The organism is Bradyrhizobium stylosanthis (genome assembly GCF_001641335.1).
In the GTDB taxonomy this organism is placed as follows: domain Bacteria; phylum Pseudomonadota; class Alphaproteobacteria; order Rhizobiales; family Xanthobacteraceae; genus Bradyrhizobium; species Bradyrhizobium stylosanthis.
The window spans coordinates 122,529-136,364 of record NZ_LVEM01000005.1; the positions used below are offsets into that span (position 1 = coordinate 122,529).

At 65.1% G+C, this 13,836-nt stretch carries 15 protein-coding genes; 9 read left to right on the forward strand and 6 right to left on the reverse strand.

The features are described 5' to 3' along the window. Positions 1 to 83 precede the first annotated feature (83 nt). Positions 84 to 1,100, reverse strand: a complete 1,017-nt coding sequence (locus A7X65_RS31860) for a 1-aminocyclopropane-1-carboxylate deaminase (protein ID WP_063692803.1) — start codon at positions 1,098 to 1,100, stop codon at positions 84 to 86. A gap of 158 nt (positions 1,101 to 1,258) precedes the next feature. Between A7X65_RS31860 and A7X65_RS31865 the strand changes: the two genes are divergently transcribed. The 3 genes from A7X65_RS31865 (at position 1,259) to A7X65_RS31875 (ending at position 3,614) form a co-directional block, all read left to right on the forward strand. Then, on the forward strand, positions 1,259 to 1,723 hold the full coding sequence (locus A7X65_RS31865) for an Lrp/AsnC family transcriptional regulator (protein WP_063693828.1): 465 nt from the start codon (positions 1,259 to 1,261) through the stop codon (positions 1,721 to 1,723). A 57-nt stretch (positions 1,724 to 1,780) separates the two neighbouring features. Then, on the forward strand, positions 1,781 to 2,944 hold the full coding sequence (locus A7X65_RS31870) for a PLP-dependent cysteine synthase family protein (protein WP_063692804.1): 1,164 nt from the start codon (positions 1,781 to 1,783) through the stop codon (positions 2,942 to 2,944). Between the two features lie 109 nt (positions 2,945 to 3,053). After that, positions 3,054 to 3,614: a carboxymuconolactone decarboxylase family protein gene (locus tag A7X65_RS31875; protein ID WP_063692806.1), complete on the forward strand. Its 561-nt coding sequence runs from the start codon at positions 3,054 to 3,056 to the stop codon at positions 3,612 to 3,614. 16 nt (positions 3,615 to 3,630) lie between these two features. On the opposite strand, the gene A7X65_RS31880 is transcribed toward A7X65_RS31875, so the two are convergent. Then, positions 3,631 to 5,211, reverse strand: a complete 1,581-nt coding sequence (locus A7X65_RS31880) for a sensor domain-containing diguanylate cyclase (protein ID WP_063692808.1) — start codon at positions 5,209 to 5,211, stop codon at positions 3,631 to 3,633. Between the two features lie 172 nt (positions 5,212 to 5,383). Then, positions 5,384 to 6,241 (reverse strand): hypothetical protein, encoded by an 858-nt coding sequence (locus tag A7X65_RS31885; RefSeq protein ID WP_063693829.1) that lies wholly within the window; start codon positions 6,239 to 6,241, stop codon positions 5,384 to 5,386. 229 nt (positions 6,242 to 6,470) lie between these two features. Here A7X65_RS31885 and A7X65_RS31890 point away from each other — a divergent pair, with 229 nt between their 5' ends. Continuing rightward, a complete protein-coding gene (locus A7X65_RS31890; RefSeq protein WP_063693830.1) occupies positions 6,471 to 6,719 on the forward strand; it encodes a hypothetical protein in 249 nt (82 codons plus the stop codon). Positions 6,720 to 6,728: 9 nt separating this feature from the next. Here the strand turns inward: A7X65_RS31890 and A7X65_RS31895 are convergent, their stop codons facing one another. Then, the gene (locus A7X65_RS31895; protein WP_063692810.1) at positions 6,729 to 7,664 is read right to left on the reverse strand and encodes an alpha/beta hydrolase; all 936 of its coding nucleotides are present in this window, start codon (positions 7,662 to 7,664) and stop codon (positions 6,729 to 6,731) included. Between the two features lie 115 nt (positions 7,665 to 7,779). Here A7X65_RS31895 and A7X65_RS31900 point away from each other — a divergent pair, with 115 nt between their 5' ends. After that, positions 7,780 to 8,667: a branched-chain amino acid aminotransferase gene (locus tag A7X65_RS31900; protein WP_063692812.1), complete on the forward strand. Its 888-nt coding sequence runs from the start codon at positions 7,780 to 7,782 to the stop codon at positions 8,665 to 8,667. A 104-nt stretch (positions 8,668 to 8,771) separates the two neighbouring features. On the opposite strand, the gene A7X65_RS31905 is transcribed toward A7X65_RS31900, so the two are convergent. Both A7X65_RS31905 and phaR read right to left on the reverse strand, forming a co-directional pair. After that, positions 8,772 to 9,389: a class I SAM-dependent methyltransferase gene (locus A7X65_RS31905; protein ID WP_063692814.1), complete on the reverse strand. Its 618-nt coding sequence runs from the start codon at positions 9,387 to 9,389 to the stop codon at positions 8,772 to 8,774. A 108-nt stretch (positions 9,390 to 9,497) separates the two neighbouring features. Beyond that, complete coding sequence (gene phaR / locus A7X65_RS31910; protein WP_063692815.1) at positions 9,498 to 10,088, reverse strand: polyhydroxyalkanoate synthesis repressor PhaR; 591 nt, start codon at positions 10,086 to 10,088, stop codon at positions 9,498 to 9,500. A 295-nt stretch (positions 10,089 to 10,383) separates the two neighbouring features. On the opposite strand from phaR, the gene A7X65_RS31915 reads away from it, so the two are divergent. The 4 genes from A7X65_RS31915 to A7X65_RS31930 all read left to right on the forward strand — a co-directional run bounded on the left by A7X65_RS31915 (position 10,384) and on the right by A7X65_RS31930 (position 13,829). Further along, positions 10,384 to 11,562 carry an acetyl-CoA C-acetyltransferase gene (locus A7X65_RS31915; RefSeq protein ID WP_063692816.1) on the forward strand — a complete coding sequence of 393 codons (1,179 nt, stop codon included), beginning with the start codon at positions 10,384 to 10,386 and terminating at the stop codon, positions 11,560 to 11,562. A 251-nt stretch (positions 11,563 to 11,813) separates the two neighbouring features. Then, positions 11,814 to 12,539 carry an acetoacetyl-CoA reductase gene (phbB, locus tag A7X65_RS31920; protein WP_063692817.1) on the forward strand — a complete coding sequence of 242 codons (726 nt, stop codon included), beginning with the start codon at positions 11,814 to 11,816 and terminating at the stop codon, positions 12,537 to 12,539. Between the two features lie 139 nt (positions 12,540 to 12,678). After that, positions 12,679 to 13,548, forward strand: coding sequence for an aromatic amino acid exporter YddG (gene yddG / locus A7X65_RS31925; protein WP_063692818.1), 870 nt, complete (start codon positions 12,679 to 12,681; stop codon positions 13,546 to 13,548). After that, positions 13,545 to 13,829, forward strand: a complete 285-nt coding sequence (locus A7X65_RS31930) for a hypothetical protein (protein ID WP_063692820.1) — start codon at positions 13,545 to 13,547, stop codon at positions 13,827 to 13,829. Before yddG ends, A7X65_RS31930 begins: the two co-directional genes overlap by 4 nt. The last annotated feature ends 7 nt before the right edge of the window (positions 13,830 to 13,836 follow it).

Sequence of the window (13,836 nt, forward strand, 5' to 3'; positions counted from 1 at the left end):
TTCGCCAAACTGCTCCCTGGGGGTATGGGTCCCGGCTTTCGCCGGGACGACAGCGGAGAGTAAGGCGAGAGCTAAGCCCTCGCTCAGCCGTTCCGGAACGCGTAGCCGTAGCCGTTCAGCGCCGGTGCGCCGCCGAGATGGGCGTAGAGGATCTTCGCGCCCTTCTCGAAATAGCCCTTCTGCGCGAGGTCGATCAGGCCCTGCATCGACTTGCCCTCGTAGACGGGGTCGGTGATCATGGCTTCGAGACGGGCGGTGAGGCGGATCGCCTCCTTGGTCTCTTCCGACGGCACGCCATAGGCGGGATAGGCGTAGTCCTCGATCAGCACGACGTCGTCGGCGACGATGTCCTTACCGAGTTCGACGAGCTTTGCGGTGTTCTGCGCGATCGAGAGCACCTGTGATTTCGTCTGCGCCGGAGTGAAGGAAGCGTCGATGCCGATCACCTTGCGGGCGCGACCGTCGGCGGCGAAGCCCACCAGCATGCCGGCATGGGTCGAGCCGGTGACGGTGCAGACGATGACGTAGTCGAACTTGAAGCCGAGCTCGGCTTCCTGCTTGCGCACTTCCTCGGCGAAGCCGACATAGCCGAGCCCCCCATATTTGTGCACAGAGGCGCCGGCGGGAATGGCGTAGGGCTTGCCGCCCGCGGCCTTCACTTCCTCGACCGCCTGCTCCCAGCTCTTGCGGATGCCGATGTCGAAACCGTCGTCGACGAGGCGCACGTCGGCGCCCATGATGCGCGACAGCATGATGTTGCCGACGCGGTCATAGACGGCGTCCTCGTGCGGCACCCAGGCTTCTTGCACCAGGCGGCACTTCATGCCGATCTTGGCGGCGACGGCGGCGATCATGCGGGTGTGGTTGGACTGCACGCCGCCGATCGACACCAGCGTGTCGGCGTTCGAGGCGATCGCGTCGGGGATGATGTATTCGAGTTTGCGCAGCTTGTTGCCGCCATAGGCGAGGCCGGAATTGCAGTCCTCGCGCTTGGCATAGATCTCGACATTGCCGCCGAGATGTTTTGACAGCCGCTCCAGCTTCTCGATCGGCGTCGGGCCGAAGGTCAGCGGATAGCGCGGAAATTGGTCGAGCTTCATGGGTCATCCCGATTGGTGTTGGTGCTGGCCTCTGCCTAGCACCGCCCCGGAAAAATGTGCTCTCAATTATTGCGCCGTTATTGCGCATTTTCTTGCGCTGCTGGAGCGAATAGCTAATATTCCTTCCAGAAATATATCACCAGATGGAAGATTTTTCCATGGCCTCTAGGCTTGATCGAACCGACCTTAAGATCCTGAGATTGCTGCAGAATAACGGCCGGCTGAGCAATGCCGAGCTGGCCGAAACCGTCGCGATCAGCCCCGCCACCTGCCATCGCCGCACCCAGCGCCTGTTCGAGGACGGGTTCATCCCCGCCGTGCGGGCCATGGTCGCGCCGAAGAAGGTGGCGAAGGGCACGCTGGTGATGGTCGGCGTCGTGCTCGACCGCTCGACCCCGGAGAGCTTTGCCACCTTCGAGCAGGCGGTCGCCAGGCTGAAATTCGTGCTCGACTGCCACCTCGTCGCCGGCGATTTCGATTACTTCCTCAAGATCCGGGTCGGCGACATGGAGGACTTCAACCGCATCCATGGCGAGCAGCTCATCGCGCTGCCCGGCGTGCGCCAGACCCGCACCTTCTTCGTGATGAAGGAGGTCGTCGACAATGCGCCGCTGGAGTTTTGAGCAGGAGCATTCCCCGGCGCACTTGATGCGCGATCCCCATCATGAGAGATTCGCGTGATGCAGACATTCCCCTTCCGCCAGCACAATCCGGCCGGGCCGGCCTATCGGCGCGGTTGGGTCGACGAGGCCGTGGCCGCGATCGAGGCCGACCAGTGCCGCACGGCCGACACGCATCTGATCCGGCTGATCGTGCCGGCGCTGTCGGGCATCGACATCTATCTGAAGGATGAGTCCACGCATCCGACCGGCAGCCTGAAGCATCGTCTCGCGCGCTCGCTGTTCCTCTACGCGCTCTGCAACGGCCACATCCGCGAAGGCACGCCCGTGGTCGAGGCCTCGTCGGGATCGACTGCGGTGTCGGAAGCCTACTTCGCTGAGATGATCGGCGTGCCCTTCTACGCCGTGATGCCGCGCACGACTTCGGCGGAGAAGATCGCCGCGATCGAGCATTATGGCGGCAACTGCCATCTGATCGACGACGGCCGCGCGCTCTATGCGGAAGCCGCCGCGCTCGCCGACCGGCTGAATGGCCATTACATGGACCAGTTCACCTTCGCCGAACGTGCTACCGACTGGCGGGGCAACAACAACATCGCCGAATCGATCTTCACCCAATTGCAGGGCGAGCCGCGGCCGCTGCCGGACTGGATCGTGATGGGCGCGGGCACCGGCGGCACCTCGGCCACCATCGGGCGATATCTGCGCTATCGCCAATATCCGACGCGGCTGTGCGTCGCCGACGTCGAGCACTCCGCCTTCTTCGACTGTTTCCGTACGCAGGATCGTTCCCATGTCTGCGATCGTCCGTCGCTGATCGAGGGCGTCGGCCGTCCCCGCTGCGAGCCGTCCTTCGTGCCCGGCGTGGTCGATCGCATGATGAAGATCCCGGATGCGGCAACGATCGCGGCGATGAACGTACTGTCGCGCCGGCTGCGCCGCGCGGTCGGCGGCTCCACCGGCACCAATTTCCTGGCGCTGTGCCGTCTCGCCGCGGAGATGCGCAAGACGAACGCGACAGGATCGCTCGTGACGCTGATCTGCGATTCCGGCGAGCGCTACCGGCAGACCTATTACGAGCCGAAATGGCTGAAAACGCGCGGCCTCGATCCGGCGCCGTTCGAGGCGGCGTTGTCGTCGTTCCTTGAGACCGGCGAGCCCTTGAGGCTCGACGTCGACGACGTCGTCAATCTGCAGGGCGCACGAAGTCCCGCCGCCTCGTAGTCGCCATCTCGCTGCGATTTGCCAAAAGGCACGCCCGTCACGGCAACTTCACTTGCCTTGCCCGCGCATGCAGGTGACGGTTGCGTCTTCTCAACGAGGAGATCCCATCGTGCGCCTCCCCATTCTCGATCCCAAGGATCTGACCGCCGAACAGAAGCCGCTCTATGACGACATGCGAGCCGGCATCACGGACCACTTCAAGGGCTTCGTGAACATGCGCGAGGACGGTGCGCTGCTCGGTCCCTGGAATCCCTGGATCCGTGAGCCGCGCTTCGGCAAGCCGGTGTGGGATCTGGTCAAGGCGATCGCGTCGAACCCGCTGCTGCCTGCCCCGGTGCGCGAGGTCGCGATCCTCGTCACCGGCTCGCATTTCCGTTCCGGCTACGAGCTTTATGCCCATGTGCTGGTCGCCGAGCAGCGCGGCCTTTCCGACGAGAAGCTCGCGACCATCGTCGCGGGCCAGCGGCCGGTCGATCTCACCAAGGAGGAGGCGGTCGCCTACGACATGGCCTCGGCGCTGGTGAGCGGCGGCGTGCTGCCGGAGCTGACCTATCGTGCGGCCGTGAAGCAGTTCGGCGAGCACGGCGCGGCCGAGCTGTCCTATCTCGTCGGCGTCTATTGCATGGTCTCGGTCACGCTCAACACCTTCGACGTGCCGGTGCCGGACTAGTCACCGCCTGCTTCGATCACTCCGCCGCCTTGTCTGCAGGCGGAGAAGGTGCCCAGCCGATGCAGCGATTGCGGCCTTCGGCCTTGGCCTGGTAGAGCGCATGATCGGCCGCGCCCATCAGCGCGTCGATGCCCGACATGCTGGCGGTGGCCTCCGCGATGCCGATGCTCACGGTGAGGCCGAATTGAACCTGCTCGGCGAGGACCTGCGTGCCCATCACGCGCTTGCGGATGCGCTCGGCCACCGTCCTTGCCCGGGTCAGGCTGGTCTCGGGCAGCAGAATGGCGAACTCCTCGCCGCCGAGGCGGCCGACGATGTCCGATTTGCGCTTGCCGTCGAGGCACGCGGCCGCAACCGCCTTGATCGCGGCATCGCCCACGGCATGGCCGTAGCGATCGTTGACCGATTTGAAGTGGTCGATGTCGAGCATCAGCACCGAGACGGAGCGGTAGTAGCGCTGGAAGCGGCTCCATTCCGCCTCGAGGGTCTCGAGGAAGTGGCGGCGGTTGAAGAGCCCGGTGAGCGGATCGGTGGTGGCGAGCGTCTCCAGCATCGCCGCTTTTTGCGTCAGATCGGTGATGTCGACATAGGTCAGCATGCGCCCGCCATTCGACATCGTGGTGCAATGGGCCCTGATGCGCCGTCCATCCGGCGTCTGCAGGTCGCGCACGTGATCGCCGGCCTTGACCTCCTCGACGCGCCGCGCCGGAAACTTGGCGAGCTCGTTGTTCGGAAGGTTGGGCGCGCTGGCGCGATGCAGGCGCCGCACCAGTGACGAATAGGCCGGCCGCGCAGCCGCCTCGTCTTCGCTGACCTCCCAGAATCGCCGCATCCGCCGGTTCATGAAGGCGGCGTGCAGCTCGGAATCGAGCAGCAGGACGCCGTCCTGAACGTTCTCAAGCGCATCCCGCAGCAGCTTCAGCTCGTCCGAGGCGCGCACGATGTCGGTGACGGGCGTATAGGTCAGCATGCGGCCACCGTCGGGCAGCGGCGTAACCTGCACGCGCACGACGTCGCCATTGGTCCGGCGCAGGTCGATCGGTGTCGGATCTCCCGCCTCGATCGTGCGCACGCGGTCCGCCACCAGGGCATCGAGCTCGGGATCGGGCACCTCATAGGCGCCAGTGTCGCGTCCGTGGTGAAGCAGCGTGAAGATGGAGGGATTGCTGTCGGCGACCTGGTCGGGCAGGCGCCACATCTGGCGGAACGACCGGTTGATCAGGCGCGCCCTGAGGTGAGCGTCGAGCAGCACGATGCCGGTCGGCACATGATCGAGCGCGGCGCGCAGCGCCAGCATCTGGCTGCGCATCAGCGCATCGGACGAGCGTTCCCGCTCTTCGCCCGCCGCGTGCTCGCTGCCCGGCTGCTCGAAGGCGACGCCGACCTGGCGGTCGGACCGCCAGATCACGCGGCAGGGCAGGATCTCGCGGCCCGTGAGCCTGAGCTGGAAGCGCTCGGGCACGCCGAGGCCGCTCTCCATCTCCAGCGTCGCGGCCTCCTCGGTCAGGCGGCGGACGACGCAATCGATCGAGGACTGGCCGAAATTGAAGAAGATCTTCCCAGCAAGGAACGTCCGTTCCGAAACCAAGCGGGACATTCGTAGCCTCCAACACGCAAAGCCGGCGTAGTGTGGCGCAAGGTTCCTTGCGCCGGCGTAACGAGATCGAGGTTTTGGCAAGAGGATTAACGATCTGTTGACGCGCAGGACGGGACAGCCCGTTTTGGGCCGGTCGCAGCCGCGGCCTATCGAAGTTCCACCGCGAATCCGGTCAGTTGCGCACCGCATAGAGCGGCGTGCGCAAAGTGAGCTGGTAGGACGGCTTCGGCATCCACGCGATCTGGGCCGTGATGCCGAACAGGCGGTTGTCGTTGTCGTCCATGCGGTCGAGGTCGAGGCGCAGCAGCGGCTGGGTGAAGGACTCCGCCAGCGTCCGTCCGGCGAACTGCGCGCCGCCGAACGACTGTATGCCGAGCCGTCCCGTGAACTTCCAGTTGCTCGGCCATTGATAATAGCCGCCGGCATAGAGGATCGTGTTCGGCCTGATACTGGCGAACGGGCTGGCGATGGTGGTGTAAGTATATTGCATCCCGGCCAGCCAGCCCCGCGTCTCGTCCTCGTCGAGCGCGTAGTCGAACTCCAGGATGTTGTTGAAGGAGTTCGTCATGCCCTGCTCGTTCGGCACCGACTGAGTCAGGGTCGATTGCAGCCTGATGGTCGGGATCCTGCCGCCATTCTGCTGATAGAGATCGGCCTGCACGCCGATGTTCCAGCTCGTGACGTCGAACGTGGACCAGCCGCCGCCGATGTCGATCGTCGAGCCCGACACGCCGCCATAGAGCGAGACACGGTCGCTGACGTCCACGGTCAGCGGCAGGTCGACGGCGATCGATTTGGCCGCCGGCAGGCCGTTCGGCAACGTCGAGCCGCGCCGTACTGCCAAGGCTTCGAAGGCGGCCGACAGCGAGGTGTTGCCGAAGCCGAGCCCTAGCGTGCCCGCCGGGATCGTCGCATAGATGGTGCGAAGGTCGAGATAGATGTTGGGCACATCGGGCTTTGCCGGCTCGTCCTCCTCGTCATCGGCGGCGAAGGCGGCGCCTGCCGACAAGGCCAGGCAAAGCAATCCCATCGCGGCAGCGCGCGAGGCCGAACGACGGGACTGGCTGCGATAGGGCACGTGACGATCCGACGCGTGGCGATTTGATGGCGAAATCGTTGTTAGATGGAACGTGATCGCGCGTGTGGTCAAGCGCTATCCGCAAGCGATGGACGGCATCGATGCGTGCGGCTACCCTGCCGTGATCGCACTGACACACTCGCCGGCGAGAGTGCAGCCGGACCATGGAAGGACGACAGAAATGAATACGTCACGCCGCATCCTGCTCACTGGTCTGGCAGGGCTCGCTGTTGCTCCGACCGCTGCCGCCGCCTCCGTGCCGTCGGCTGAACCCGGCGAGGTGACCGTCGCGGAAGAACGCTTCGCACGCACCATCGCAGCCGCCCATGCGCCCGACGTCACCTGCGCGCGGCAGGCCGAACATTACGCCGACGCGCACTGGCTGGAATATGTCGTTGCAGCCAGGGCCGTGCTCGGCGCGCGTGTGTGATTCGCGCCTCTACTTCTCCACCGCCCGGCGCACCTGCTCGCCGATCTGCGACAGCACGAGCTGTGCCTGGGGCAGGATCGCGCCCATCGCATGGAAATTGTGGACCATGCCGTCATGGCAGACGTGCTCGACGGCAACGCCTGCGGTGAGCAGCTTGCGCGCATAGGCGTTGCCCTCGTCGCGCATCGGGTCGAACTCGGCGGTGTGGATGATCGCCGTTGGCAGGCCGGCGAGGCGCGTCGCACGCAGCGGTGAGATGCGGGGATCGGCCGCATCGATGTCGCCGGGCAGGTAGTCGGCGAGATCGGCTTCGATCGTGACGCGATCGATCAGATGCCCTTCCGCGAATTCCTCGCGCGACGGCGAGGTCTCCTCGAAATCCAGCACCGGACAGATCAGGCATTGCGCCACGATGGAGAGGCCAGCGTTCTGCGCCGCTTCCTGGCACACGATCGCCGCCAACGTGGCACCGGCGGAATCGCCGCCGACCACCAGCCGTTCCGCATCGATGCCGAGCGAAGACGCCTCGCGCGCGACCCATTCGGTCGCGGCGATCGCATCGTCCACGGCGGCCGGGAATTTATGTTCGGGCGCGAGGCGGTAGTCGACCGAGACGAGGCGGCAGCCGGTCGCATGCGCAAGTGCGGCGGCGATGCGGTCATGCGTGGCAATGCTGCCGGCGACGAGGCCGCCGCCGTGAAAGAACACGAAGCCCGGCGTGTGCTCGCCGGCAGAGGCGGGTGAATAGAGCCGGTAGGGAAGCTCTCCGCCGGGGCCGGGCAGCATGCCGTCGGACGCCGTCACGTCGGGCGCATCAGTGCGTGCGAACTGCATCAGCTTGGCCAGCGATTGCCGGCGTGCCTCGACGCTCGGCCGGCTGCGCGCTTGCGGCCCAGCCGCCGCCATCATGGTCAACAAACGCTTTGCAAGCGGATCGAGCGGCATCTGCTTCCTTCTCCCTTAAGGGAAAAGGTAGTCTACCTCTTCTGCGCAGGGAATCATTTAGAAGTTCCACCAATAGTGGCGCTATAATGCGACATCGTGCCAAGGGAGACCGGTCATGGCCGAGATCAGAAAGCCGATCGAATATTCACCGAGCTGGACCTTCTTCGAGGGCAAATGGCATGACGGCAATGTGCCGATCATGGGGCCGCGCACGCATGCGGCCTGGCTCGGCTCGGTCGTGTTCGACGGCGCCCGTGCGTTCGAGGGCGTCGCGCCCGATCTCGACCGTCACGTTGCCCGCACCAATCAATCGGCGATCAGCTTTGGCCTGAAGCCGGTGGTCGATGCCGGCACCTGGCTCGCGCTCGCAAACGAAGGCATCGCGCGTTTCGCCGCGAATGCCGAGCTCTATATCCGCCCGATGTACTGGGCGCAGAGCGGGTTGGGCGGCGGCGTGCTGTTCGATCCTGACTCGACCAATTGGTGTCTGTGCATCTACGAGGCGCCGATACCGAAACCCGTCGGCAACGCCATCACGCTGTCGCCGTTCCGCCGGCCGACGACCGAATGTGCGCCGGTCGAAGCGAAGGCCGCCTGTCTTTATCCGAACAATTCGCGGGCGCTCGCAGAAGCAGCTTCCCGCGGTTTCCAGAACGCGCTGATGCTCGACATGCTCGGCAACGTCGCCGAGTTCGGCAATTCCAACGTGTTCATGGCCAAGGACGGCGTGGTGTTCACGCCGGTGCCGAACGGCACCTTCCTCAACGGCATCACGCGGCAGCGCGTCATCAGCCTGCTTCGCGGCGACGGCGTCACCGTGGTCGAGAAGACGCTGCGCTATGCCGACTTCCTCGCCGCCGACGAGATTTTCTCGTCCGGCAATTTCGCCAAGGTCGCGCCGGTGATCCGCATCGACGAGCGCGAGTTGAAGCCCGGCCCGTTCTACACCAGGGCACGCAAGCTCTATTGGGACTTCGCGCATGCGGTGAAGCTGGCGGCTTGATCGGCACTTTCCGTCGTCATGCCCGGGCTTGTCCCGGGCATCCACGTTTGTCCTTGTGCGCGGTGGCGCGTCGATGGCCGGGACAAGCCCGGCCATGACGAGAGCTACTTCTGTCTCCTAAACCGGCTGAACTGAAACGCCTGCGTCGAATCCCACGGCGTGCGATGTATCTCGCTCCGCGTCTCGACCAGTTCGAAATCCGGCCCGAGCTCCGCGGTCAGGCTCGCGCTGTCATTGCGCTGCACCGGCAGGCCGCTGCATTTCTCCGGACCGTCAGGTGCAAACGTCGCGATGATGATTTGGCCGCCGCGGGCGAGCGCCGACCGCAGGCGCTCGACGTAAGCTGCCCTGTCCTGCGGATCGGTCAGGAAGTGAAACGCCGCGCGGTCGTGCCAGACATCATAGGTTTTCGCCGGCCGCCATGTCGTGGCGTCGGCGACGATCCAGTCGACCTTTGAAGCGGCCGGGCCGATTCGTTTCCTTGCCGCCTCGAGCGCGTTGGCGGAGAGATCCAGCACCGCGACATCGCGGTAGCCGTCCTGCAGCAGCGCATCGACCAGCCGCGAGGCGCCGCCGCCGATATCGATGATGGCAGCGCCATGATCGGGTGCGGCTGCGCGGATCAGGTCGAGCGAGATGGTCGGACTGTCCTGAAACCAGCTGACCTCTGCTTCGCCCTTGGTGGCGTAGACGTTCTGCCAGTGCGTGGTGCGGTCGGACATGGCGGCTCCGGCTCCGGCCGGAAACGGCAGCGCGCAGGCGGCGCGCCGCCGGGATCAAGTGGCAATTCGCGCGCCCGCAGGTACGGACGCGCCGGCGCGAACGGAGGACTACTCCTCCTTCTTCGACATGCGCTCGAGGCGCTCCTGCATGTCTTTCATCTGCTGGCGCAGGTCGTCGATGTTGCTGTCCTTCGGTGCCTCGGCGCTGGCATCGGGCTCCGGCTCGGGGCCTGCCGTCGGGCGGGGCGCGGCGAACGGCTTGAACATCGAGAAGGTCTGCTGGAACAGCTCCATGTTGCGGCGGACCTGCTCCTCCAGCGGCGCGAAGGGCGTGCCGGACAGCGTGTTGGCGATCTGCTTGCGGAACTTCTCCTGCTCCTGGGTCAGCGTCGCGATCGACTGCTCCAGATACTTCGGCACCACCATCTGCATGCTGTCGCCGTAGAAGCGGATCAGCTGGCGCAGGAAGGTGGTCGGGAGCAGGTTCTGGCCGGCCTTGTTCTCCTGCTCGAAGATGATCTGGGCCAGCACGGAGCGGGTAATGTCGTCGCCGGTCTTGGCGTCGTAGACCAGGAAGTCTTCGCCGTCCTTGACCATGGCGGCGAGGTCTTCCAGCGTCACATATGTACTCGTTCCGGTGTTATAGAGCCGGCGGTTCGCGTATTTCTTGATCGTGGTGGGTTGGTCTGATTTCGCCATGGGCTCTCACTTGCAAACGCTGAGAACGGGAACCCGGCGGGCTATGCCGCAGGGCGGGAAGAGTACGCAACGCAACAAAATAAGCATTTTCAAAGGGCTTACGCTACCGTTTTGTGCGCCACGGTTAATTGCACAGCAAAAACGTGCTTGCGAAAGCGCCAAGAACACTATTTTGAATGCGCTGCGGCATTGACATGGTTCAATGACGTTAACAGGATGCCGGACGAGACTGACGGGCCATTTGAAGTGCCCGCCTGCCCCTTTTCTTCAGAACCTCAAGCCCCAGGAGATGCCCATGTCAGACGATGTCGTCATCGTCAGCGCCGCCCGCACCCCGGTCGGAAGCTTCAACGGAGCGTTCGCGACCCTTCCCGCCCATGACCTCGGCGCCGTCGCCATCAAGGCTGCGCTGGAGCGCGGTGGCATCGAGCCCGGCCGGGTTTCGGAAGTCATCATGGGTCAGATCCTGACCGCCGCCCAGGGTCAGAACCCCGCCCGCCAGGCTTCGATCATGGCCGGCATCCCGGTGGAGAGCCCGGCCTGGGGCGTGAACCAGCTTTGCGGCTCGGGTCTGCGCACGGTCGCACTCGGCTACCAGGCGCTGCTCAACGGCGATTCCGAGATCGTGGTCGCCGGCGGCCAGGAATCCATGAGCATGGCCCCGCACGCCCAGTATCTGCGCGGCGGCGTCAAGATGGGCGCGCTCGAATTCGTCGACACCATGATCAAGGACGGCCTGTGGGATGCCTTCAACGGCTACCACATGGGCAACACCGCCGAGAACGTCGCGCGGCAGTGGCAGATCACCCGCGCGCAGCAGGACGAATTCGCGGTCGCCTCGCAGCAGAAGGCCGAAGCCGCGCAGAAGGCCGGCAAGTTCAACGACGAGATCGTGCCCGTCACCATCAAGACCCGCAAGGGTGACGTCGTTGTCAGCGCCGACGAATATCCGCGTCATGGTGCGACCCTCGACGCGATGGCCAAGCTCCGTCCCGCCTTCGAGAAGGACGGCACGGTCACCGCCGGCTCGGCCTCCGGCATCAACGACGGCGCTGCCGCCGTGGTGCTGATGACCGCCAAGCAGGCCGCCAAGGAAGGCAAGAAGCCGCTCGCGCGCATCGTGTCCTGGGCGCAGGCCGGCGTCGATCCGAAGATCATGGGCTCGGGCCCGATCCCGGCCTCGCGTGCCGCGCTGAAGAAGGCCGGCTGGAACGTCGGCGATCTCGATCTCATCGAGGCCAACGAGGCCTTCGCGGCGCAGGCCTGCGCCGTCAACAAGGACCTCGGCTGGGATACCTCGAAGGTCAACGTCAACGGCGGCGCGATCGCGATCGGCCATCCGGTCGGCGCCTCCGGCGCGCGCGTGCTGGTGACGCTGCTGCACGAGATGCAGAAGCGCGATGCGAAGAAGGGCCTGGCCACGCTGTGCATCGGCGGCGGCATGGGTATCGCGATGTGTCTGGCGCGCGACTGAAGGTCGCTGACATGAAGCTGACGCGTGCGCCGCACACCTGATTGAGTGCGTTGCACGCGACTAAAAAGGCGGCGGTTGCAAATCAAATATTCTTCGCAACCGCGCAACGCTCGATTAAAGACAAACGCCCGGCTCACGCCGGGCGTTTTGTTCTTGATGTCCGTCAAACGTCCCGCATAATCCACGACTAAAAACGATCACTCAGAAACGTCCGAAGAGTCCAAGGAAGAGTCCAAGGGAAGGAATACGATATGGCACGTGTTGCACTGGTGACGGGTGGTACGCGGGGCATCGGAGCTGCGATCAGCAAGGCGCTGAAGGCGTCAGGCTACAAGGTCGCGGCAAGCTATGCCGGCAACGATGCGGCGGCGGAGAAGTTCAAGGCCGAGACCGGCATCGCCGTCTTCAAATGGGACGTCAGCAATTTCGACGCCTGCGCCGAAGGCGTGAAGAAGGTCGAGGCCGAGGTCGGCCCGGTCGACGTGCTCGTCAACAATGCCGGCATCACCAAGGACGGTGCCTTCCACAAGATGAGTCTCGAGCAATGGAATGCCGTGATCGGCACCAATCTCGGCTCGCTCTTCAACATGTCGCGCCAGGTCATCGAAGGCATGCGCGGGCGCAAGTTCGGCCGCATCATCAACATCTCCTCGATCAACGGCCAGAAGGGACAGTTCGGCCAGGTGAACTATTCTGCGGCGAAGGCCGGCGAGATCGGGTTCACCAAGGCCCTGGCGCTGGAGAACGCCAAGGGCGGCGTCACCGTGAACGCGATCTGCCCGGGCTACATCAACACCGAGATGGTGCAGGCGGTGCCGAAGGACGTGCTGGAAAAGGCCATCCTGCCGCTGATCCCGATCGGCCGTCTCGGCGAGCCCGAAGAGATCGCGCGCGCGGTCGTGTTCCTCGCCGCCGATGAGGCCGGCGCCATCACCGGCTCGACGCTGACGGTCAACGGCGGCCAGTACATGGTGTGATGCGCAGGCATCAGGTGCGCCGATATCGGTAAAGTCGTCATGCCCGGGCTTGTCCCGGGCATCCACGGCCTTAAAACAACCGTCGCCACGGAAGAACGTGGATGGCCGGGACAAGCCCGGCCATGACGGAAATTGGCCGATGACTCCCCGCACCGCGACGCTGATCGGATTGACCGCAATCCTGATGTGGTCGCTGCTCTCAGTGATGACGGTTGCGACCGGAAAGATCCCGGCGTTCCAGCTCGCCGCGATGACGTTCGCGATCGGTGGTCTCGTCGGCCTGCTCACCTGGATCGGCCGCGGCGACGCGGCGAAGAGCCTGCGCCAGCCGCTCGTCGTCTGGCTCGTCGGCGTCGGCGGCCTGTTCGGCTATCACGCGCTGTATTTCCTCGCGCTGCGCTTCGCGCCGCCGGCCGAAGCAGGCCTTCTGAACTACATGTGGCCGCTCTTGATCGTGCTGTTCTCGTCCTTCCTGCCGGGGGAGCGGCTCGCCATCCATCATATCGTCGGTGCCGTGCTCGGCCTCGTCGGCACGGTGCTGCTGTTCGCCGGCAACACCAGCGGCTTTGAGCCCGGCGCCGTGCCGGGATTGATCGCGGCCTTCGTCGCTGCCTTCGTGTGGGCGGCCTATTCGGTGCTGTCGCGCCGGCTGAAGGCGGTGCCGACCGATGCGGTCGCGGGCTTCTGCCTCGCCACCTCGGCGCTCGCGGCGCTGATGCATGGCCTGCTGGAGACCACCGTGTGGCCGGAGACCACGCTGCAATGGCTCTCCGTGATCGCGCTCGGCATCGGGCCCGTCGGGGCCGCCTTCTACGCCTGGGACATCGGCATGAAGCGCGGCGACATCCGCGTGCTCGGCGCCGCCTCCTACGCGACGCCGCTGCTGTCGACCGGCTTCCTCATCGCCGCGGGCTTTGCCAAGGCCAGCGCCAACATCGCCATCGCCGCGATCCTGATCGCAGGCGGCGGCCTGATCGCGGCGAAGGACATGGTGCTGAGGAAACGATGATTCGCTCATTGGCCATGGCGCTGATGTTGACCGTGATGGTCGCGGGGCCGGACGTCGTCGCGCAAACCGGCGCGAATCCCGGGACGTTCAAGGGCACGCATCGGAACGAGAGGGTGAATGGCCGGCCCGAGACGGTCACGGTCACCGATGGACAATCCTACGTCCAGCTGACGGAGGAGGAATACCGGGCCGGCGGGTACCGGCCGGCCTACGATGCGCTTCCGACGAGGATCGCTCGTCGCGTACCCGTGCGGAAGTCCATCCCGGCCGACCAGGATTGAGCCGCCG

What these genes read in the sequence shown, in the direction of transcription:
- A7X65_RS31860 (WP_063692803.1), bottom strand. Translation starts at nt 1,100, where the DNA reads ATGAAGCTCGACCAATTTCCGCGCTATCCGCTGACCTTCGGCCCGACG.
- A7X65_RS31865 (WP_063693828.1), top strand. Translation starts at nt 1,259, where the DNA reads ATGGCCTCTAGGCTTGATCGAACCGACCTTAAGATCCTGAGATTGCTG.
- A7X65_RS31870 (WP_063692804.1), top strand. Translation starts at nt 1,781, where the DNA reads ATGCAGACATTCCCCTTCCGCCAGCACAATCCGGCCGGGCCGGCCTAT.
- A7X65_RS31880 (WP_063692808.1), bottom strand. Translation starts at nt 5,211, where the DNA reads ATGTCCCGCTTGGTTTCGGAACGGACGTTCCTTGCTGGGAAGATCTTC.
- A7X65_RS31885 (WP_063693829.1), bottom strand. Translation starts at nt 6,241, where the DNA reads ATGGGATTGCTTTGCCTGGCCTTGTCGGCAGGCGCCGCCTTCGCCGCC.
- A7X65_RS31890 (WP_063693830.1), top strand. Translation starts at nt 6,471, where the DNA reads ATGAATACGTCACGCCGCATCCTGCTCACTGGTCTGGCAGGGCTCGCT.
- A7X65_RS31895 (WP_063692810.1), bottom strand. Translation starts at nt 7,664, where the DNA reads ATGCCGCTCGATCCGCTTGCAAAGCGTTTGTTGACCATGATGGCGGCG.
- A7X65_RS31900 (WP_063692812.1), top strand. Translation starts at nt 7,780, where the DNA reads ATGGCCGAGATCAGAAAGCCGATCGAATATTCACCGAGCTGGACCTTC.
- A7X65_RS31905 (WP_063692814.1), bottom strand. Translation starts at nt 9,389, where the DNA reads ATGTCCGACCGCACCACGCACTGGCAGAACGTCTACGCCACCAAGGGC.
- phaR (WP_063692815.1), bottom strand. Translation starts at nt 10,088, where the DNA reads ATGGCGAAATCAGACCAACCCACCACGATCAAGAAATACGCGAACCGC.
- A7X65_RS31915 (WP_063692816.1), top strand. Translation starts at nt 10,384, where the DNA reads ATGTCAGACGATGTCGTCATCGTCAGCGCCGCCCGCACCCCGGTCGGA.
- phbB (WP_063692817.1), top strand. Translation starts at nt 11,814, where the DNA reads ATGGCACGTGTTGCACTGGTGACGGGTGGTACGCGGGGCATCGGAGCT.
- yddG (WP_063692818.1), top strand. Translation starts at nt 12,679, where the DNA reads ATGACTCCCCGCACCGCGACGCTGATCGGATTGACCGCAATCCTGATG.
- A7X65_RS31930 (WP_063692820.1), top strand. Translation starts at nt 13,545, where the DNA reads ATGATTCGCTCATTGGCCATGGCGCTGATGTTGACCGTGATGGTCGCG.